We start from the raw sequence: 21,451 nt of genomic DNA on the forward strand, positions 1-21,451 counted from the left end.
ATTTAACATTTATAAATATGAAAACGATAGTATTCTTCTATGTTTGTTAAGATTTCAACATTCTTCAATTGACGGGGAATTATTTTATTTTAACAAAATCAAATCATTACAGTCAGTTCATTATTTTAGAATGCTTTTTAAATACAGCGAATTTTTAATAGCTGCCGTTCCCCAGGTATTATTAAAGAAAATAAAAGAGGTTTGAGAGGCATTTTTAATCTTTTCAGCTAATGCATCTATGAAATCTTTACTATATTCTGATTTGTAAAGAACAGGTTTTCCATGAAGTCTGTAATAGAGTATTTCCGGATGATTAATAATAAGATCTTCAGGAAGATGGCCTGGAAAACTTACGCCTGAGAAGACAATATCATGTTGTTTTAAAAGACCGAATATCTCTTTTTGCCACCATGAGCTGTGCCGGAATTCAATGACGTTCAGAAATCTGGAATCGATATTGTTGATAATCCGTTCTGTATTCTCTGCCGTATTTTTAAAGGAAGGAGGAAGCTGATACAGAAATCCGGAAAGTTTATCTTTCAGACTGTCCGGAATGTGGTCACAGAATACAGCAATCTCGTCCTTGGAATTTTCAAGCCGGTTTTGGTGGGTAATAGCCTTTGGAATTTTAATGAAAAATCTGAATCCGTCGGGTGTTTCATCATGCCACTTCAACAGTGTTTTTGAGGTTGGCTTCCTGTAAAAAGTAGAATTAATTTCTACGGCATTGAACGTTTTTGAGTATAAAGAAAGAAAATCTTTACTTGGGGCATTTTCAGGATATAAAGACCCTTTCCAGTCATTATTATAAAATCCCGAACACCCTATGTAAAGATTTTCTTTTGTCATGTTATTATTTTATATCCAGATCCACGGAGTTTAATCTCAATGAATTCAGTATCACAGACAGGGAACTGAAGCTCATCGCAGCAGCTGCAATCATTGGTGATAAGAGAATTCCAAAGAATGGATACAATAATCCTGCCGCAACCGGAACGCCCAGTACATTATAGATGAATGCGAAGAACAGATTTTCCTTAATGTTTTTGAGAAGCTTTTCACTCAGTAATTTAGCTTTTGCAACACCTAAGATATCACCTTTTAATAAAGTGATTTCAGCACTTTCAATGGCAACATCAGTTCCTGTTCCCATGGCAATGCCCACATCGGATTGGGCAAGGGCAGGAGAGTCATTGATTCCGTCTCCCGTCATCGCTACAATTTTGCCCTGCTGTTGTAGTTTTTTCACCTCATTAAGTTTGTCTTCAGGAAGACAGTTGGCTTTGAAATGTTTGATTCCTAACTCATCAGCAACAGCTTTGGCAGTATGTTCGTTGTCTCCGGTCATCATGATAACGTCTATACCTTCACTCATCAGCTGTTTTACGGCTTTTTTAGAGCTTTCTTTAATTTTATCTGTAAAGCTTACAAATCCCAGCACTTGCTGTTCCTGTGCGATATAAGAAATAGTATGAGCTTTAGACTGAACTTCTACTGCTTTCTGTTTTAAGCTCTCCGGAATCATAATCTGATGCGAGGTCAATAGACTTTCATTTCCAAGATAAGCGGTCTTACCGTTGATATTTCCTTTGACTCCTTTTCCGGATATGTTTTCAAACTGATTTACTTTTTCAGCACTTATATTCCCTTCTTTTGCTCTTTTTATGACGGCATTGGAAAGCGGGTGTTCAGAATTCTGGTTCAGAGAAAAAGCCAGTTTTAAAATGTGATTCGGATCTCCGTTTACCGTTTCAATATGTTCTACTGAAGGTTTTCCCTCTGTTAAAGTTCCTGTTTTATCGGTAATCAGAACATTTACTTTATTCATCTGTTCAAGAGCTTCTGCATTTTTGATCAGAATTCCATTTTTAGCACCTTTTCCGATTCCAACCATTAAAGACATTGGAGTTGCCAGCCCAAGGGCACAGGGACAAGCCACAATAAGCACTGCAACAGCATTCACAAAAGCAAATAAGGTTCTTTTCCCTTCCGGACCGAAAAACTGCCACAGAATAAAAGTAAGCACCGCAATAAGGATGACTACAGGAACAAATACTTTAGAAACTTTATCGGTAAGCTTCTGGATAGGAGCTTTGCTGCGGCTGGCTTCATTCACCATTTTAATGATCTGGGAAAGCAGTGTTTCATCACCTACCTTTTCTGCCTTCATAATGAATACCTGGTTACCGTTGATGGTTCCGGAAGATACTTTATCGTCTACACTTTTTTCAACGGGAACAGGTTCTCCTGTAATCATACTTTCATCTACGATAGAATTTCCTTCAATGATTTTTCCGTCTACCGGGATTTTTTCTCCTGGTTTTACTTTTAATAAATCTCCTATTTTCACCTGGGAGAGCAGAACTTTCTTTTCTTCACCGTTTATTATAAGGTTGGCTTCATCCGGTGAAAGGTTCATTAATTCTTTGATGGCATTTCCAGTTTTTTTATGAGCTGCTGCTTCCATCAGCTGACCTAAAATAACAAGGGTTAAAATCACACAGACTGCCTCAAAATACAGTGGGATTTCATGATTATGTCCACGAATTTCATGGGGAATAATGTCTGGAAATACCAGAGCAACAATACTGAAAATAAATGCAGCAGCAACTCCCAGAGCAATCAGACTGAACATATTGAGGTTCCATGTTTTGAAGGAAATCCAGCCTCTTTTCAACAGAAACCATCCTGAATAAAACATTACAGGAAGAGTCAAAGCAAGCTCAATAAATCCCTGGATCTGATGAGAGAAAGGGAAGTTGATCACCATTCCTCCCATTGAAAGAATGAAAACCGGGATGGTAAATGCCAGTGAAATGAAAAATTTTCTTTTTAAAATATTATAAGTTTCATCCTCTTCGTTATCACCGCTGTCCGGCATTCTTACGAGATCCATTCCACAGATCGGGCAGTCTCCCGGTTCGTCACGGATGATTTCCGGATGCATAGGACATGTGTATTTTGCGGTTTTCTTTTCAGGATATTTTACAAGGTCCATTCCACAAACGGGACATCCTACATTGGAATCGTAGGTTTTGTCACCTTCACAGTACATCGGACAGTAATATCTGCCGGCCATTTCATCGGTCACTTTTGGCGCTTCGTGATGATGGCTGTGATGGTGATCGTGATGGTTGTGAGCATGGGAATGAGCGTGATGCTGATGAGGGCTTACATTTTGTACAAGTTCTTCAGTGATGGGCTCCAAATCCATATGACAAACAGGGCAGCTGCCTTTTTCATCATATACTTTATCCCCTTCGCAAAACATCGGGCAATAGTATTTTCCTATGCTGTCTTTAAAGTTTTCAGGAAGGTTGGTTGATGAATAGGTTGGTTTATGATTAGGATCCTTAGCCAGCTTTTCTTCAATAGGAACCAGATACATTTTACAGACAGGACATCTTTCGCCCTGTTTGAAATATACCTTATCTCCTTCGCATTCCATCGGACAATAGTATACAGAAGACGGCGATACACGGTCCTGAGGTTTTATAAAAGTTTTCTCAGGATTATCAGGATCTTCAAGTCTGTATTTTCCTATCTCTGCCAAAGCGTCATTCAAAACTGAAAGTTTCACTCCATGATCAGAAGTGATGGTGGCGGTATGGGTTTCCAGATTTACATCGGCAGTGACGCCCTCAACACTGTTCAGTTGGTTGGATATCTTTTTCTGGCAGCCGGAACAGGTCATTCCGAGTATTTTATACTGTTGTTCCATGATTCTTAAATTTATACTACAAATTTCCAAAATGGAAACCTAAGGTTGTTATAAATTTAAGGATAATAGTTATAAAATTAGGTGGAGTGGGAGAGGTTGAGAGTATAAGCGTAAGAGGGTTTGAGAGTTTGTAAGTGTGATAGGGATATTTAACTCCTTCACTCATTAAACGCTCAAACACTCAAATATATTAAAGATTGTCAAGCGCTTTGCGATGGTGTTCTTTAAGTTTTTTAAACTCTGTCGGAGTAAATCCGGTTATATTGCGGAATTGGGAAGAAAGATGCTGAACGCTTTTGTAGCCAAGCTTTCCTGCGATTTCGGTAAGATTGAATTCATTATACAAAAGAAGTTCCTTTACCTTTTCAATTTTCTGAAGAATGAAGAACTGCTCTAATGTGATATTTTCGTTTTGTGAAAATGTTTTTGAAAGAGCGCTGTAATCCTTGTGAAATTTTGAACTTAAAAATTCTGAAAGCAGGAAATCTTCTGAGATATCAAGATCACTTATTTTTACAATAATCAGGTTTTTGATTTTTTCTACGGTCTGATGTGCAGAATCCATGATCCTTTCAAAACCTGTATCGAGCAATTCCTTTTCTATCATCTGCATTTTTTCAGGTGAAATTTCATTCTCTGTTTCTACTTCACCTAATAAGATATTGCTTATCCTTACATCTGCATTGCGGAAAATATTTTCTACTGCCGCAATACATCTGTTGCAGACCATATTCTTTATGAATATTTTCATAAGCTTTTGTTTAACCTGTCTTTTACGAATTCAATCTGGGTTTTACCATGAGGAGCCGGATTGCCCTCCGCATCAAGGTTGACCATAACAATTCTTTCTACAGTAATAATCGTCTGATGCGTCATTTTGTTTCTTACATCACATCTTAAAGTAATGGAAGAAGAACCGAAATGAGTAGCTTCAATTCCTATTTCTATAATATCTCCCTGTTTGGCGGAGCTCACGAAGTTGATTTCAGAGATAAATTTGGTTACTACTTTTGTGTTTTCCAATTGGATAATAGCATACAATGCCGCTTCTTCGTCAATCCATTGAAGAAGTCTTCCTCCGAAAAGTGAATGGTTGGGATTTAAATCTTCGGGCTTCACCCATTTTCTGGTATGGTAGTTCATATCTTTTAATAATTTGAAGTACAAATTTAGTGTTAAAAGCTGATCTTTTCAAAAGAATAGTATTTATTGAACTGAAAAGAATTATTCATGTTCTCAATCATTTTCTTTTGGAGCGCATGGCTTTTGTTTTTGCTATGGAAGGTTCATTCAGCAATGTTTGATATTCTTCACTCTCCACAGGAATCAGGGCAACTTTTCCTTCGGAATTGTGATGAAACCCGAATCCGTATTTTTTTGCAAGAGGAGAGCAGCGGAGGCAGGGCTGGCCTTTGGAAAAGAATTTTTCTCTTTCACTTTGTTTTTCGCTTTCTGATAGATCATTTTTAATTGCATAACATTCAAAAATAAGATCATCGGACGAGTATTGATAAGGCTGTTTTATCAGCTTCTCATATTGAAGGTTGGCGAGTGTCTTTGTTTTCTTTTCCGGAGGAATCTGTGCCTGGGAAACCGGACAGTCTTCAGCAATTTCAATAAGAGTATCTGTGTAATTGGTGGTATGCTGTTTCATATGTTGATGATTTGATGTTTTTTCGAATTTAAAATGAAAATAAGTGCGTCAATACAAATGCAGGATTAAGTTGGATAAAGGTTGTTTTTTACGTCAAATGTTAAATAAATTAACTAAATGATAACGTGGCGTTTAATTATTTGATTTTCAGTTATTTAAATTGGTTTTATATCCTTTTTGATCGCTTGTACTCAACATAATGTGAGAAATATGTTAAAAAAGCTTTGATTTGAAATTTTTAATTGTATCTTGCATACGTTTATATTTGGAATCAATATTTGTTCATTAATTTATGTTGTTTTTCTTTTATATACCAAATTTTTATTAATTTTTTAATTTATTTAAAATGAACATTTTTGTTTCAAACATCAATTACGCAACTAAAGAGTATGAGTTGCACGATCTATTCGCAGAATTTGGAGATGTATCATCAGCTAAAATCGTTACAGACAGAGAAACTGGTCGTTCCAGAGGTTTCGGTTTCGTAGAGATGGGTGATGAAGAAGGAAAGCAAGCTATTGAAGCTCTTAACCAAAAAGAATTCAACGGAAAAACTCTAAACGTATCTGAAGCTAAACCAAGAGAAGAAAAACCAAGAAGAAGCTTCGATAACAACAGAGGTGGAGGTTATGGTAACAACAACAATAGAGGCGGAGGCTATGGTAACAACCGTGGCGGAGGCGGAAATCGTTGGTAAAAATATGAAGCGGCTTTTAAGCCGCTTTTTTTATGGAAATTTAATTTCCAGTAAATCATTTAATTATAATTTTGTGGTGAGATGTTGTGGTATTTTATAACAAATCCGGTGTTCCTGTATGGGAAGCAAAGACAACCAGCAGAGGAGTAAGAGCAATTTTCCAGGAAGATGGTAATCTGGTAGTGTATACACGTGGAAATGGCGTTGCCTTCAGTTCAAATACAGATGGTAAAGGAGCAAACAAGTTATCCGTTCAGGATGACGGAAATCTTGTGATCTACGGAAGAAACTCTCCGCTTTGGAGTTCCGGAACGAACAGATAAATTATACAACTCAGATAAATAAAAGAGACTATCCAGAAGGTAGTCTCTTTTTTATTGGAACGCTTATTTTAATTTTATAAGAATGTAAACGTTTTCGTAATAAATATCGGCAGTGTCATTTTCAGAGTATTTTTCCTTTGTGATCTCATTGAAAATAAGTTTAACGTGATACTTGCCTAAGTCAGATTCCATCGCAATTTCAGGAAGTTTTACGTTTCCTGTTTTGTTTTTATTTTCCTCAAATAGTTTAATGATCTGTGGTCCGAAATCTACTTCTTCCTGATCATTTAAACTTAGTTTTAATGAGGATTTTTTTGTCAGTTGGTCTGTAAGCTCAAACTGGTCATTATTCAGTTGTTGTGGATCTCTGCTATAACGATGGAAAGAAATTAAATATTGATAATTCCCGATTTCTACAGCCTTTTCTTCACGAACAAGAACGAGTCTGTTCATTTCGTACGCCCTGTTTTTTACAGTGACATTCACATCTGAAAACTTATTCTGAATACTGTAATTGATGCTGTAAAAGGAACCTTTTTCAATATTTTCTGACAATTCAGCCTGATCTTTTTCATTCAGTAAACCCGATAGGAATGCTCCTTGTTTTCTTTCAGCCAGAAATTCAAATTTATTGGCAATTTCAGTACGGATTGTATCTGTAACCTTTTTCTGGAAATTAATCTTGCCGGCACTGATCAGTTGATGTTGTTTTAAGATATTCATTAATTCCGTTTTCTGACTTCTTTTAGCCACGCTAAAAGCATTAAGGTAAGGGAAAATCAATGCAAAAACACCAAATAAAAATAAGCTGACAGGAAAGAATTTTATGGTGGCTTTTTTGTTGAAAATAAAGTAGACAACTATGCTTGACAGCCATAAAGCAAGCAGGAGAACAAAGTACCTTGGTTCTGTATAGCCATATTCTAAAATTCTGGTAAAAATTGCAGTGAAAAGCAGAACAATCAAAGGTAGTATTGTATAATAGAACGCTTTTGAGAATATCCTGACCCAGGATTTTGCGTTTTCTTGTTTCAGAGGATGTACAAGAAGCAATGCTAGAATTCCCACGATGCTGTACGCTAAAACAAGATAAGAAACCCAGCCTCTCGGAAGCTGCCAGTTGATGACTATTTTAACAGAATAGAAATAAAGGATCGTTACATAGAGCAGGAGTAAAGGAATTAAAATAAACTGAGTGAAAAACTTCAGAACAACAGGATAGGTACCATCTTTTTCAAGGTTGTTTAAGCCTTTATCATTAAATAAAAGGAATATAAAACTACTCCCGAAAATAGCGAGAACAAAGAAAGTATCTCTGTAAATTCTGTCATGAAAGTTAAAATCAAAAAGTTTATCAATGGCCAGAATTGCCAATTCAACGCCACCAGTCAAAACCCCTGTAAATACGGCAGTAAGAAAGATATTGATAAAAAGATTTTTGTTGTACTGCCAGAACCTGAGCTCTCTGTCTCTCTCCAGAAACGGAATAAATGATACGAGTAAATGGACGAGAAGAGCGGTAACAGCAATAACATAAGTATGCACTTCTGTAAAACTTTCCTTTCTGTCAGGGAGAATACAATAAAAACCGATGAGAAAGATAACGCCGGATACGTGCAGTAATAATTCTTTTCCGATTCTTTGTGACAGCATTTTTAATGCAAACATCAGGGAAATTCCCAAGCAGGCACAAATGGTAAATTTGATATAAGAAGTGATTTCAAAGCGATCTGTTTCCGCAATACATATGGCACCGGCAGAAGCTAATAAAGCCATTACCAAAACCATTGGATATCGGAAAATGGCTTCATTGGCCCGGCTTAGAGTTTCCTGGAATTTTGTTTTCATGATTTGGTGTTTTTTGAATTTAAATTAATCTTTTTTCTTTTTCTTCTTTTTGTCCTTGTCCTTGTCTTTCTCTTTTTCCTTTCCTTTGGTTTTCTTTTCTTTTTTGGGATTCAGGATTTCTTCAGCTACTTCGAACTTAGGTTCTTCAATTTTTGCCGGCTTTATTTCGATTTTAAGATCAAAATAGCCTTTCATATCTTCCTGGGAAATTAATTTTTCACTTAATAAAAGCTCCAGAATTTCTTTCCCTGAATGATTAAAAAAGTTGTGTGAAAGCTCTTTTAACAGGAATTTTTTATACTCTTCTAAAGGAACAAGCACGCTGTATTTGAAGATTCTCCCTTCTTTTACAGTGGACAGATAGCCTTTTTCAACTAATATTTTCAAATAAGTGGAAACCGTATTCTGGTGTGGTTTCGGTTCCGGATGCTGCTCCATAACGTCCTTTAGATAGAAAGATTCCATTTTCCAAAACAGCTTCATAAAGTTTTCTTCTGCGGCAGTAAGATGATTTATTTTCATAGAGTATTCTAATGTTGAAATTGAATATTGCAATAAAGATAGATAAAAGATACCAGAAAAGCTATTCCAGCCCCCATAAATACTTCTTTTACGGTATGTCTTTTTAAAATGATACGGGTGATTCCGACCAAAACAGCAATTCCCAGCCACACCAGACCCATTTTCCAGTCAAGTGAGAAAAATAATGCTGCTACAAATACATTAAATGCTGTATGCATCGAGCTTTTTATAAAAAGATTGCTGATCTGCAGGGCGAAAAGCAGTACCAGAATAAACAGCATGACAAGATCAATATATCCGTTTCTGATATAATTAAAAAGAAGATAAACAATGACACAAACTGCAATAAATATATACAGGCTTTTCCTTTGAACACGGTTGGAGACATCCATATTGGTGTATCTTCCCGTTTTTACATTCCATACCAGCCATACAACAACCGGAATAATGATCATTAATAATACAGGCAGAAAATACAGCATAGAATCCTTAAGAGAATATTCCCTGATGCTCATGTAGGTAAAGAAAATGATCAGAGAGACCAAAGGATTAAAAAAATCAGAAATGACTTTTGAAATTTTGTGTAATAATGAAGACTGCTTTTCTTCCATAATCAAGTTTAAAAACCAAATATACTATTATAACCTCAAAAAACAAGGGGAAGAAGCCGATGGAAGTTGGTGGATAAATTGAGAAAATAATTCATTATTATAGGTTTTGATGTACTAACTTTTTTTACTTTTTAGATTAATATTAAATTTTGCAGGAAATGTTTTATTTTTAATTGATCAGTTTAATCATTATCATGAAACACCTATTCACATTCGTATTGGTTATCTTAGGATTTTTTACTTTCGGACAAAAGGTTTCCACGGAAAATATTTCTTCGCCGCCTGTACATCAATTAAGAATTTATGAAATTCCTAAAGAGAACAAGCAGGTTTTTCTGGACCGCTTCAGAGATCATGCTCTGAGAATAATGAAAAAATATGGATTTACCATTGTATCGATCTGGGAATCGGAATTTAAAGATAAGACAGAATTCGTTTATTTGCTTGAATGGAAAGATGAAGCTACTATGAAAACCGCTTGGGAAGGATTTATGGCAGATCAGGAATGGAAGGAGATTAAAGCCCGGACAGCCAGTCAATATGGCAATTTTGTTAATGAAATTGAAGACAGAACGCTCAAACTTACCGGTTTTTCTCCGGAAAAAAAGCTGTTGAAATAACCAAAAGGTATATTAACAATAATTAAAGGGGAAGAAAATAGAGAGTGAAGCATAATCATTTCCCTGTATTTTTGTCTTGATTCTAATTTTGGAAAAGCCACATTAACAGGCTGATTGCTTAGCTGTCATGATAAGAAAATGATCAATAAAAGGTTGCCTTATGAGAGTTTCAAAGGCTCGAAAATTAAGAATAATCCGTCCGGCCTGCAAGTAGATTTTACAGAAAAATCGAAAAGTTATCTATGTATAGAATAAAAACAAAGTTTTTTTCATAATTTTGCTCAACTATTTCATCATAAAAAAGCAAGAGCTAACACATGAAAGAATTTTCTAAAGAGGTATACCTGAAGTGGTATGAAGATATGACAATGTGGAGAAGGTTTGAAGACAAATGCCGTTCTCTTTACCTAAAACAAAAGATCAGAGGATTTTTACATTTGTATAACGGTCAGGAAGCTATCCCTGCCGGATTTACACATGCAATGGATCTTACAAAGGACAGTATGATTACTGCTTACAGATGTCACATCCATCCAATGGCGATGGGCGTGGATCCTAAAAGAATCATGGCAGAACTTTGTGGTAAAGCTACTGGTACATCCGGAGGTATGGGTGGATCTATGCACATTTTCAGTAAAGAACACCGTTTTTACGGAGGACATGGTATCGTTGGAGGACAAATTCCTTTAGGTGCAGGTATTGCTTTTGCTGATAAATATTTCGACAGAAAAGCTGTAAACATCTGTTTCTTTGGAGATGGTGCTGCAAGACAAGGTTCTTTACATGAAACTTTCAATATGGCAATGAACTGGAAACTTCCGGTAGTATTTGTTGTGGAAAACAACCAATATGCAATGGGAACTTCTGTAAAAAGAACAGCCAACCACGAAGATATCTATAAATTAGGTTTAGGATACGAAATGCCTTGCCTTGCTGTAGATGCAATGGATCCTGAGAAGGTAGCAGAAGCTGCTTACGAAGCTATTGAAAGAGCAAGAAGAGGAGACGGACCTACATTTATTGAAGCAAGAACTTACCGTTACAGAGGGCACTCAATGTCTGATGCTGAGCCATACAGATCTAAAGAAGAAGTAGCTCTCCATAAAAATGATGACCCGATCGAATTGATAAAACATAGAATTTTAGAAAACGGATGGGCTACAGAAACAGAATTGGAAGCTATCGATAACAAATCCAGAGATTTTGTTGAAGAGTGTATCGAATTTATGGAAAACTCTCCGTATCCTGATGCAGAAAAAATCTATGAGTATGTATATGCTCAGGAAGACTATCCATTCCTAGACAAATTAGAAAACTAAAAAATAAAAATTTATTTGAAATTTGAAGTTTGAAATTTCTGAAATCTCAAATCTCAAATCTCGAATCTCAAATCAATATAGATTATGGCAGAAGTAATTACGATGCCCCGCCTGTCCGACACAATGACGGAAGGTAAGGTGGCCAAATGGCATAAAAAAGTAGGAGATAAAGTAAAAGAAGGAGATATTTTAGCTGAAATTGAAACTGATAAAGCAGTTCAAGATTTCGAATCTGAAATAGAAGGGACTCTTTTATACGTAGGTGTAGAAGAAGGATCTGCTGCTGCTGTAGACTCTGTTTTAGCTATTATCGGGAATGAAGGAGAAGATATTTCAGGATTGACAGGTGGGGCTGCTGCTCCCGCTGCTGCAACTGAAGAAAAAAAATCAGAAGAACAGCCTAAAGCAGAAACTGCTGCGCCTGCTGCTGCAGAAGTTCCGGCAGGAGTTGAAATTATTACAATGCCAAGACTTTCTGATACAATGACAGAAGGTAAGGTGGCTAAATGGCACAAAAATGTAGGTGATACAGTAAAGGAAGGAGATCTTCTTGCTGAGATCGAAACAGATAAAGCGGTACAGGATTTCGAATCTGAATTCAATGGAGTACTATTGAAGCAAGGTGTAGAAGAAGGAGGTGCTGCTCCGGTTGATTCCGTATTGGCAATCATTGGCCCTGCAGGAACAGATGTTTCCGCTGTAGGAGCTCCAAAAGCTGCGGGTCAGTCAACTGAAAAACCAGCTGAACAAAAAGCAGAAACTAAAACAGAAGAAAAAGCTGCTCCTGCTGCCAATTCTTCATCTTCTGACAGAGTGGCAATCTCTCCACTGGCTAAGAAAATGGCTCAGGATAAAGGAGTTGACATCAACAGTGTTCAGGGTTCTGGTGAAAACGGAAGAATCGTTAAAAAAGATATTGAAAACTATCAGCCAGCTGTAAAACCAGCTGCTTCAGCTCCTGCAGCAAGCGCTGCTCCTGTTGCAGTAAGCTTTGTACAGGGTGAAGATACAGAAACTCCAAACTCTCAGGTAAGAAATATTATTGCAAAACGTCTTTCTGAAAGTAAATTCTCTGCCCCTCACTACTACCTGATGGTTGAGATCAATATGGATAAAGCAATTGAGGCCAGAAAAGAAATCAATTCTTTACCGGATACCAAGATCTCTTTCAACGATATGATCATTAAAGCCACTGCAATTGCTTTAAGAAAACACCCTCAGGTAAATTCAAGCTGGGCAGGTGATAAGATCATCCACAGAGGAAATATCAATATTGGTGTAGCAGTAGCTATTCCGGACGGATTGGTAGTTCCTGTATTGAAACATACAGATCAGATGACCTATACTCAGATTTCAGCAGCTGTAAAGGATATGGCATCAAGAGCTAAGAGTAAAGGTCTTAAAGCTAACGAAATGGAAGGTTCTACATTCTCTATTTCCAACTTAGGAATGTTTGGAATTGAAACTTTCACAAGTATCATCAATCAGCCAAACTCTGCAATCCTTTCAGTAGGAGCGATTATCGAGAAGCCTATCGTTAAAGATGGTCAGATCGTAGTTGGAAACACTATGAAACTTTCATTAGCTTGTGACCACAGAGTAGTAGACGGTGCTACAGGTGCTCAGTTCCTACAGACATTAAGAACATATTTAGAAAGTCCATTAACATTGTTACTGTAATTTTCTGAATTGAAAATATTGAAACCTCCCGGACTGGGAGGTTTTTTTGTTTTTTTGGGTAAATGGGAATGATGACGAATGACAAACCTATAAGGTTTCAAAAACCTTATAGGTTTAGAAAAAGCTTCTGGTACAAATATTTTTATAAAAAATAAGACTGTAATAATTTAAAAAATTAATAGAAAAGAACTGTATAAGTAGATTGCCGGAATCTAAACACTCAAAAAGTAAAATAAAATACAAACCGCTTCAAAAAGCGGTTTTTTATTTGCAGGCAATTCACTATTTTTGAATCATGATTAAAGCAAGAAATATCCATAAATCTTATGGGAATTTAGAGGTACTGAAAGGAGTTGATATTCATATCAAAACAGGAGAAGTGGTTTCTATTGTAGGAGAATCAGGAGCAGGTAAATCTACACTGCTGCAGATTTTAGGAACACTGGATCATCCCACCCAGTCCGGTAAATACGATACTGAAATTGAAATAGCAGGTGAATCATTTATCAATATGAATGATAAGCAGCTTTCAAAATTCAGAAATCAGAATATCGGTTTCGTATTTCAGTTTCATCAGCTTCTTCCGGAGTTTACCGCGTTGGAAAACGTATTGCTTCCGACAAAAATAGCAGGAGCCAACGAAAGAGAAGCTATCGAAAAGGCTTATGCTTTATTTGAAGATCTGAAGATAGAGCAAAGACTGAATCATAAACCCAACCAACTTTCTGGTGGAGAAGCGCAAAGAGTAGCGGTGGCAAGGGCTTTAATCAATTCACCGAAAATCATTTTTGCAGATGAGCCTACAGGTAACCTTGATTCCAAGAATGCGGATGATCTTCACAGATTGTTTTTTGATCTTAGAGACAAATATAACCAGACTTTTGTCATTGTAACCCATAACCCTAATCTTGCAGAAATTACAGACCGTAAGCTTGTTATGAAAGATGGAATGATCATAGAATAGCAGTATAAAAACCGCATGATGAAACACCTTATTTTTCTTTTCTTAATGGTAATTTCCTGTTCAAAAGCTGAATCCCAGCAGTTGAACTCATTAGGTATTCCTCAGATAAGGATTTCGGAGATTAAAAATTACATTAAAGGAAAAGAATACAATCAGGAACTGGCTGTTTTTATCAACTTTAAAATCCCTTCAGGAAAGTATCGCTATTTTATTTATAACCTGAAAAACAATACAATCGTACAGCAGGCTATAGTCTCCCATGGTTCAGGTTCAGTGACTCCAAAGTCAGATGCTTTAAAATTCAGTAATATTGAAGGATCTTATCAGTCATCCCTTGGAAAATATGCTATTGGAGAAAGTTATGTAGGAAAATTTGGTAAAGCGTATCGGCTGACAGGTCTGGATTCTACCAACAGTAATGCTATGCAGAGAGCCATTGTTCTTCATTCTTACGGATGTATTCCTGATACTGAATCCCGGAATTCTGCATGTTTAAGTTTAGGCTGTCCTATGCTTTCGGTAAATGCTTTTAAAGAGACGTCAAAATATATTGATCAGTCGAAGAATCCGATCATTTTATATGCATTCTATTAACTTATAATTCCTTTTCCATGGCTATAAAATTTCTTGCAGAAGATGACAGACCCAGAGAAAAGTTTTTGCAGAAAGGCAAGAGCTCACTTTCTGATTCTGAGCTGTTAGCAATTATTATGGGAAGTGGAAACAGGGATGAGAATGCTGTAGAGCTTGCAAGAAAAATTCTGAATTCTGTCAATAACAACTGGCATCAGTTAAGTTTGCTATCCGTTAAAGACCTGATGAAATTCAAGGGAATTGGTGCTACAAAGGCTATTTCAATCATTACGGCCTTAGAGATCGGAAAGAGGAGAGCTGTTCAGGAAATTCCTGAAAAAACAATGATTGGAAACAGTCACGATGCCTATGTCATTCTCAGAAACCAGCTTTCTGATCTGAGAACAGAAGAATTCTGGGCGATTTTCCTTAACAACAGCAATAAAGTGATTCATGTTTCCCAGCTTACCCAGGGAGGAATCAGTCAGTCTATTGTAGATGTAAGAACTCTTTATAAAGCCGCACTGGATCATTTTTCAACCGGCATTATCATTGCCCACAATCACCCTTCCGGAAGCTTAAAACCAAGCCGGGAAGATATCAACATTACACAGAAAATAAAAGAAGCAGGAAATACATTAAGTATCCAGCTTTTAGACCATATTATTGTCACGCAGGATGCTTATTTTAGTTTCTCGGACGCAGGATTATTATGATTAGAAGATTAAAATACCATGAAATTGACTTTGTGAAATATGCTCAGTGTTTAGAAAATTCCGAACAAAGAAAATATTCTGCTGCAAAGCATTTTTTAGATACTACTTCTACAATGCCCTGGGAAATTCTTGTTTATAAAGATTACGAAGCAGTAATGCCTGTTCCTTTTGTAAGAAAATACGGGATGAAAATCGTGCACAACCCTAAGCTTTGTCAGCAGCTTGGTGTTTTTTCCGTTAAAGATGATGTGGATCTTAATGAGGCTTTTCTGGAATATCTGGAAAAAAATTATATGATAAGGGCATATCCTTTCAATGATGTCAATCAGCTTCGTACAAAGATCAGAATCAAGAAGAATTTTTTACTGTATCCTGATGCTTATGAGAAGGTATATACAAGATATTCACCCAAAAGAAAAAGAAAACTTCGGTTAGATGAAGCTGTTTTAAAAGAATCAGAAATTAAAACAATCACTTACGATAAAGCTAAAGCTTTTATTGAAGCGAATACCATCGGGTTGAGCAAAGAAAATGATCTTGGAGAATTCATGAGGATCTTTGAAAGTTTTCATCATCTTGGTTACCTCAAATTTACGGCATTTTACTATCAGCATAAGATTATCAATGTAATTGCTACCTATACGGACTGTGATATGGTAGCGCTTTTAGGAAATTTTAATGATAAAGACTATGTCAGATTATCGGGAGCATCCGTATTGATTGATCATGTCATTAAAGAGAATATTGAAACTCATATATTTGATTTTGAAGGAGGAGAACTCCCTAATATTGAGGAATTTTTCCGCGGATTCCGGCCGGAATTAAGGCCTTACGGAATTATTGAGAATTCAAAAAAGAACCTTTTCAAAAAGTTAGGGTATCTTATATTGAGAGGAAAGCCATTTTTATGATGAAAAGCATTGTTTAGATTGGTTCTAATTAAGTAATATTCCGTAACTTTATAAAACCCTTAGTAAAACAGTTATGTTACAACAGATTCGTCAGTACAAATTATCATACATGCTTTATAACTTGTTTAAAAAGAATAAATTAAAGCATAATATTCCATTATATAAAAAATACGGAATCAATAAGAACTATTTTTCAAGTATTTCAAGCAAGGATTTTGCTCACCTTCCAGCCAGCGAAAGAACACTGGATTATACAAAATTGAAGGAAACGTCTTTTTTTAAGAAGCTTTCTGAAGAAAATAAAGAAAGTGCTCTTCAGTATGATGAGAATGGGTATATGATTCTGAGAAATTTCCTTAGTCCGGAAACAGCAGATCAAATCAATACTGAAATTGATAAATTGATGAAGGACGGGACTTTGAAATTTATTTACGGAGGAAAGCTGATGTTTGCAATCCATCATTCAGAAATCATTAAAAATATTGGAAGTGATAAAGAACTGTTAGACTTTTTATCTGTTTTACTGGACGGAAAATCCAAGCTTTTCCAAAGTATCAACTTCATCAACGGCAGCCAGCAGAAAACCCATTCTGACAGTATCCATATGACCACTTATCCATTGGGAGGACTGCTCGGAGTATGGATTGCCCTGGAAGATGTAGACGAAAGTAACGGAGCGCTTCATTATATTCCTAAAAGTCATAAGCTTCCTTATTTCCTGAATTCCGATTATGATAATGAAGGCACAGCCCTGAAAATAGGAAAGAAAAGCTACAGAGCCTATGAAACCTTTCTGGAAGATAAAGTAAAAGAATTAGGTTTACAGAAAGAAATTTTTAAAGCCAAAAAAGGAGATCTACTGATCTGGCATGCCAATATTCTTCATGGCGGAGAACCTCACACGGATAAGAACAGAACGAGGAAAAGTCTTGTCTATCATTTTTTTGATGAAAATAGTGTCTGTTATCATGAAGTGACACAGAGGCCGGCACTGTTTGAACTTTAGGGAACTTTCATAAAAACTTTCTTTAGGCATTTTAAATGATAGTTTTTTTACATTTGTATCCTTAATATCAGTGTATGGAAAAAAAGAAGAATATTCTTGTTTTTATATTTTCAATCTATGTATGCATGATGTCATACTACCTGTATACCCATCATTACTACAATACTGATATGGAGGCCTATATGGGACTGATCTATAAAACGGAATATCCTGAAATGAAAATTGAGGAAATTCATCAGAAGGTATATGACGAACTGAGAGAAAAAAATCCTGATTTCGCGGGACTTGGTCCTGTTAATCCAATGGCTGAGGAAGTGGCAAAAGGGGAGAGTACTTACTATAAAATTATCTCACAAAATCCTAAAGCCTACGAGGAAGAGCTGCAACTTTTTGTGGTGAAACCTTTTTATAATTTTATCAGCTGGTCATTATTTAAATTAGGTTTCAGTGCTTCTGCTTCCATCTCCCTGATTTCAGTTATCTCTTATGCATTAATTCTGGTTCTGATTTTCAGCTTTTTGATAAAAATTCTGAGAAATTATCCTCTTGCCTTTATCCTTACTGTTTTAATTTCATTGTTCAAGCCTTTGCCGGAATCGGCCCGGCATGTTTCAGCAGATTCCTTATCATGCCTGCTGCTTCTTTTGAGCTTTTATGTGTTTTTAGTGAGAAAAAATTTCTTTTTTGCAGGAATATTGGCTATGCTGTGTGTGCTTACAAGACCTGAATATTTTATATTCTATTCATTCCTGTACGCCCTTATTTATTTTTATAGGAATAACTTTCAGATTACAACAGGTTCATTACTTGTATCATACGGATATATATTTCTTTCCTTCTTTTTAATACAGGCTTTTAATCGGGTTTCGTGGTCTGCACTTTTTATGAATCAGTTTACCAAAGTTCAGATTTATCCTGTGTCGCGGCCTGATCCGTTTTCCTTTGCAGATTATATTCACTTTATTAAAAGTAATGTAATGTTGGAGTTCAATTCTTCCTACTTTCCGATCTTATTGATTTTTATTGTAATTATTTTAGCCAATCGTTTCTCGTTTTACAATAAAAAGAACCAGGCTCAGCTCTTGTTTTTTGCTGTTATTTACACAACTGTCATGCTGAGATTTTTGGTTTTTCCGTCTCTGGTAAACAGGATGATGCTTGGCTTTTATCTTATAATTATCCTTGCATTGGTCTATATACAAATTTCTAAAGTGGATATCTTTAAAAACTCTTTAGAAGACGGAAAATAATTAGTAATTTTGCAGTCTAAAATTATGACGAGTCTATCAGGATATTTACCCTATGCATTTGCATTGATTATTGCAATTCCTTTTCTGGTTTTGCTCAGACAATTTGTACACTCATATATTACTCTTAAGAACCAGGAAATCAAATTACTTAGTGTGAAATCCAATTCAGAGAACAAAGCACATTCCTATGAAAGAATGACCTTGTTTCTGGACAGAATGAAGCCTTCCAACCTTATACAGAGGTTCGACAGGGGACTGGCTGTTCATGAGTTTATTTTCCTGACTGAAAAGGCGATCAATGAAGAATTTGAATACAACTCTTCACAGCAGCTATACATTACAAAAAACTCCTGGAAGAATATCGTAGACTCAAAAAATGCAATTATAGAACTGCTTCATAAAACTTATGACGGGTTGAAAGGAGAGGTTCAGCTGGATGAATTCAAAACGATTTTCATCATGAACTATATGGAAGGCAACGACTATATTGCTGAAACTATTGAAGATTTAAGAAAAGAAATTTTAATAATAACTTAAAAATTAACAGATAAATAATGATTCCAAATTTTAAAGCACATCCATGGCACGGAATTTCTGCAGGAGAAGATGCGCCAAATGTTGTAAACGTATTTGTGGAAATTGTTCCTTCAGATACTATTAAATATGAAGTAGATAAAGAAACAGGATATTTAAAGGTAGACAGGCCGCAGAAATTCTCTAACATTATCCCTGCTTTATATGGTTTTGTTCCTAGAACTTACTGCCACAATGAAGTAATGAAACTTGCTATAGAGGCTGGAGCTGATGATGTAACGATGGGAGATCATGACCCGCTTGATATCTGTGTTTTAAGTTCTCACAACATCCATGCAGGAGGTTTATTGATGGAAGCTATTCCAATCGGTGGTTTCAAAATGATCGACGGTGGTGAAGCAGATGATAAAATTGTTGCTGTAATGATCAATGACCACGCCTTCGGACACTTCAGAGATATTTCTGAATTACCGGAAGCTGAAGTGAAAAGATTAATGCACTACTTCCTTACCTATAAAAACTTACCGGATGAGCCTGCAAAATGCAGAATCCAGGAAGTTTACGGAGCTGAGCACGCAAGAAAAGTGATCAAAGCTTCTCAGGCTGATTACGCAGAAAAATTCGGAGGATAAGATTTTCTTCCCAACACATACAAAAAAGCAGGTGAATTTTCATCTGCTTTTTTCTTTGTAAATATTTTATGATATCAATAGATTCAGTTTCTTTGGTATACGGAATTTCCTTCTTTTATCGTTTCAAGCACCTTAATGTTTCGGAGATTTTCAGGACTTATCGTTAAAGGATTCTGATCAAGAATAACAAAGTCAGCCATTTTACCTGCTTTAATAGAACCTTTTTTATTTTCTTCCTGCAACTGATAGGCTCCGTTAATGGTAATCGCTTTTAAAGCTTCCATGGGAGTAATTCTTTCATTAGGTCCTAAGATCATTCCCGAACGCGTCTTTCTATTCACTGCTGCATAAACTGCGGTAATCAGATCGGGTGGTGTAACCGGAGCGTCATGATGAATGGTAAACGTAATTCCTGCTTTTAATGCTGAGTTGGCCGGACTTATAAAAGCAGCTCTTTCAGGACCGAAAACACTCGAATAATGCCAGTCTCCCCATAAATACGCATGAGTAGAAAAGTAAGAAGGAATTACCCCTAATTCTTTTATCTTTTGAATGTGGTCCGGGCGGCTGTTTTGCACATGAATTAACGTTGCCCGCAATTCCGGATGGTAAATATTTTCATCTTTTAACCTTTTAATAACCCGTATAGCCTGATCAATGGCGGCATCTCCATTTACATGAAGCTGTGCAGTTATGTGATTCTGGAAAAGTGTTTTCAGGTCGTTATATAACGTTTCATCCGTGAAGATGGGAAACCCTTTATAATCTTTAGACTGACCTTCAGGTGGAACTAAATAAGGCTGAGTGAGCCAGGCCGTTTTACCTTGTGGAGAACCATCATCAGAAAATTTGAACCCGGCCAGTTTCAAGCGGTTTTCATACTTCATATATTTTGGTTTGAAACTGTTGAAATTCTTTTTGAAATATTCATAATCGGGAAAGTAAACAACATCAGCTTTAAAAAGATGTTGAGATGCTGCCTTTTCTAACAGAGCAACACTTTCGCCCATGGTTCTCCCATCACAAATGGTAGTCTGTCCATAGCTGAGCCATTCATCCTGAGCCTTCATCAGGTTTTCCATGGCGTGAGCCTGAGTATCTTTGCCTGTATTCATTTTTTCCGTTAAGGTCAATAAAGCAGTGAAACTGGCATTCTCTTCTAGTTTTCCGTTCAGTTTTCCTGTTTTTTTATCCCTGCCAATGTGTCCTCCTTCAGGATCTTTTGATGACTCTGTTATTCCCAGCAGTTGTAACATGGCGCTGTTTGCAACGCTGGCATGGCCCGAAGCATGAATAACAATAATAGGATTGGTTTTGCTGATGGCATCCAGTTCCGTTTTTGTAGGATGACGGTGCTCTGTCATAATAGCATCATCATACCCATTTCCGATAATGGGCTGCTGACCGTTAATTTTATTGTTTTTGATATAGTTTTTAATTGTATTCTGCAAATCTTTGATTGAATTCACCGTGCCATAGGGTTCGGGAGACAGATCTACAGCATCCATAATTCCTGCTCTTGAAGTAAGATGCCCATGAACATCTATAAAACCGGGAAGAAGGGTTTTTCCATTTAAATTAATCATTTTGGTGGCCGGCTCTGAAAAACGTTCTGCCTCCGATTTTGTTCCGGCAAAAAGTATTTTCCCGTCTTTAACTGCTACTGCTTCAACTTGCGGAAGAGAATCCTCCATGGTTATAATAGGACCTCCAAAATAGAGTATTTCAGCTTTTTCTTTAGGTATCTTATTATGACAACTGCTTATGCTTACAGATAAAAAAAGTGTATATAAAATCCTTTTCATAAATAATTAATTCAAATTATGGTGAGAAACAAATTTATAAAATAATAGATTATTATTAGTGAATT

22 protein-coding genes are annotated in these 21,451 nt (G+C 36.3%); 13 read left to right on the forward strand and 9 right to left on the reverse strand.

Annotated features, from left to right (window positions below):
• Positions 1-120: 120 nt before the first annotated feature.
• The 5 genes from V0410_RS02570 to V0410_RS02590 all read right to left on the reverse strand — a co-directional run bounded on the left by V0410_RS02570 (position 121) and on the right by V0410_RS02590 (position 5,375).
• Complete coding sequence (locus V0410_RS02570; RefSeq protein WP_330746188.1) at positions 121-849, reverse strand: DUF72 domain-containing protein; 729 nt, start codon at positions 847-849, stop codon at positions 121-123.
• Between the two features lie 4 nt (positions 850-853).
• Positions 854-3,721: a heavy metal translocating P-type ATPase gene (locus V0410_RS02575; RefSeq protein ID WP_330746189.1), complete on the reverse strand. Its 2,868-nt coding sequence runs from the start codon at positions 3,719-3,721 to the stop codon at positions 854-856.
• A gap of 190 nt (positions 3,722-3,911) precedes the next feature.
• Entirely contained in the window at positions 3,912-4,472 is a 561-nt protein-coding gene (locus V0410_RS02580) for a helix-turn-helix domain-containing protein (protein ID WP_330746190.1), read from the reverse strand.
• Complete coding sequence (locus tag V0410_RS02585) at positions 4,469-4,864, reverse strand: acyl-CoA thioesterase (protein WP_137903989.1); 396 nt, start codon at positions 4,862-4,864, stop codon at positions 4,469-4,471. The genes V0410_RS02580 and V0410_RS02585 overlap by 4 nt, the downstream gene beginning before the upstream one ends.
• Positions 4,865-4,961: 97 nt before the next feature.
• A complete protein-coding gene (locus V0410_RS02590; RefSeq protein ID WP_330746191.1) occupies positions 4,962-5,375 on the reverse strand; it encodes a DUF6157 family protein in 414 nt (137 codons plus the stop codon).
• Between the two features lie 346 nt (positions 5,376-5,721).
• Here V0410_RS02590 and V0410_RS02595 point away from each other — a divergent pair, with 346 nt between their 5' ends.
• Entirely contained in the window at positions 5,722-6,072 is a 351-nt protein-coding gene (locus V0410_RS02595) for an RNA recognition motif domain-containing protein (RefSeq protein WP_034696719.1), read from the forward strand.
• Between the two features lie 86 nt (positions 6,073-6,158).
• A complete protein-coding gene (locus V0410_RS02600; RefSeq protein WP_330746192.1) occupies positions 6,159-6,395 on the forward strand; it encodes a hypothetical protein in 237 nt (78 codons plus the stop codon).
• 63 nt (positions 6,396-6,458) lie between these two features.
• Here V0410_RS02600 and V0410_RS02605 read toward each other — a convergent pair whose 3' ends face one another.
• Genes V0410_RS02605 through V0410_RS02615 form a run of 3 tightly spaced genes read right to left on the reverse strand, consistent with a single transcriptional unit; the run spans position 6,459 to position 9,376 of the window.
• Entirely contained in the window at positions 6,459-8,243 is a 1,785-nt protein-coding gene (locus tag V0410_RS02605) for a DUF4153 domain-containing protein (RefSeq protein ID WP_330746193.1), read from the reverse strand.
• Between the two features lie 24 nt (positions 8,244-8,267).
• The gene (locus tag V0410_RS02610; RefSeq protein WP_110008685.1) at positions 8,268-8,765 is read right to left on the reverse strand and encodes a BlaI/MecI/CopY family transcriptional regulator; all 498 of its coding nucleotides are present in this window, start codon (positions 8,763-8,765) and stop codon (positions 8,268-8,270) included.
• 8 nt (positions 8,766-8,773) lie between these two features.
• Positions 8,774-9,376, reverse strand: coding sequence for a phosphatase PAP2 family protein (locus tag V0410_RS02615; protein WP_110008686.1), 603 nt, complete (start codon positions 9,374-9,376; stop codon positions 8,774-8,776).
• Positions 9,377-9,570: 194 nt separating this feature from the next.
• On the opposite strand from V0410_RS02615, the gene V0410_RS02620 reads away from it, so the two are divergent.
• The 11 genes from V0410_RS02620 (at position 9,571) to V0410_RS02670 (ending at position 19,581) form a co-directional block, all read left to right on the forward strand.
• On the forward strand, positions 9,571-9,996 hold the full coding sequence (locus tag V0410_RS02620; protein WP_330746194.1) for an NIPSNAP family protein: 426 nt from the start codon (positions 9,571-9,573) through the stop codon (positions 9,994-9,996).
• Positions 9,997-10,313: 317 nt separating this feature from the next.
• The gene (gene pdhA / locus V0410_RS02625) at positions 10,314-11,315 is read left to right on the forward strand and encodes a pyruvate dehydrogenase (acetyl-transferring) E1 component subunit alpha (RefSeq protein WP_110008687.1); all 1,002 of its coding nucleotides are present in this window, start codon (positions 10,314-10,316) and stop codon (positions 11,313-11,315) included.
• An 84-nt stretch (positions 11,316-11,399) separates the two neighbouring features.
• Complete coding sequence (locus V0410_RS02630; protein ID WP_330746195.1) at positions 11,400-12,995, forward strand: 2-oxo acid dehydrogenase subunit E2; 1,596 nt, start codon at positions 11,400-11,402, stop codon at positions 12,993-12,995.
• A 295-nt stretch (positions 12,996-13,290) separates the two neighbouring features.
• Positions 13,291-13,959 carry an ABC transporter ATP-binding protein gene (locus V0410_RS02635; RefSeq protein ID WP_002979895.1) on the forward strand — a complete coding sequence of 223 codons (669 nt, stop codon included), beginning with the start codon at positions 13,291-13,293 and terminating at the stop codon, positions 13,957-13,959.
• A 15-nt stretch (positions 13,960-13,974) separates the two neighbouring features.
• Positions 13,975-14,553, forward strand: a complete 579-nt coding sequence (locus V0410_RS02640) for a murein L,D-transpeptidase catalytic domain-containing protein (RefSeq protein ID WP_330746196.1) — start codon at positions 13,975-13,977, stop codon at positions 14,551-14,553.
• Between the two features lie 17 nt (positions 14,554-14,570).
• Positions 14,571-15,248, forward strand: coding sequence for a RadC family protein (radC, locus tag V0410_RS02645; RefSeq protein ID WP_330746197.1), 678 nt, complete (start codon positions 14,571-14,573; stop codon positions 15,246-15,248).
• A complete protein-coding gene (locus V0410_RS02650) occupies positions 15,245-16,159 on the forward strand; it encodes a hypothetical protein (RefSeq protein WP_330746198.1) in 915 nt (304 codons plus the stop codon). The genes radC and V0410_RS02650 overlap by 4 nt, the downstream gene beginning before the upstream one ends.
• 73 nt (positions 16,160-16,232) lie before the next feature.
• Complete coding sequence (locus tag V0410_RS02655) at positions 16,233-17,165, forward strand: phytanoyl-CoA dioxygenase family protein (protein WP_330746199.1); 933 nt, start codon at positions 16,233-16,235, stop codon at positions 17,163-17,165.
• Between the two features lie 74 nt (positions 17,166-17,239).
• Positions 17,240-18,415 carry a hypothetical protein gene (locus V0410_RS02660; RefSeq protein ID WP_330746200.1) on the forward strand — a complete coding sequence of 392 codons (1,176 nt, stop codon included), beginning with the start codon at positions 17,240-17,242 and terminating at the stop codon, positions 18,413-18,415.
• Between the two features lie 24 nt (positions 18,416-18,439).
• Positions 18,440-18,952 (forward strand): DUF7935 family protein, encoded by a 513-nt coding sequence (locus V0410_RS02665; protein ID WP_137903997.1) that lies wholly within the window; start codon positions 18,440-18,442, stop codon positions 18,950-18,952.
• 17 nt (positions 18,953-18,969) lie between these two features.
• On the forward strand, positions 18,970-19,581 hold the full coding sequence (locus tag V0410_RS02670; RefSeq protein WP_047495607.1) for an inorganic pyrophosphatase: 612 nt from the start codon (positions 18,970-18,972) through the stop codon (positions 19,579-19,581).
• Positions 19,582-19,664: 83 nt separating this feature from the next.
• On the opposite strand, the gene V0410_RS02675 is transcribed toward V0410_RS02670, so the two are convergent.
• Positions 19,665-21,386, reverse strand: coding sequence for an amidohydrolase (locus tag V0410_RS02675; RefSeq protein WP_330746201.1), 1,722 nt, complete (start codon positions 21,384-21,386; stop codon positions 19,665-19,667).
• Between the last annotated feature and the right edge of the window lie 65 nt (positions 21,387-21,451).

It is taken from the genome of Chryseobacterium sp. CP-77, from assembly GCF_036362765.1.
Lineage (GTDB): Bacteria > Bacteroidota > Bacteroidia > Flavobacteriales > Weeksellaceae > Chryseobacterium > Chryseobacterium cupriresistens.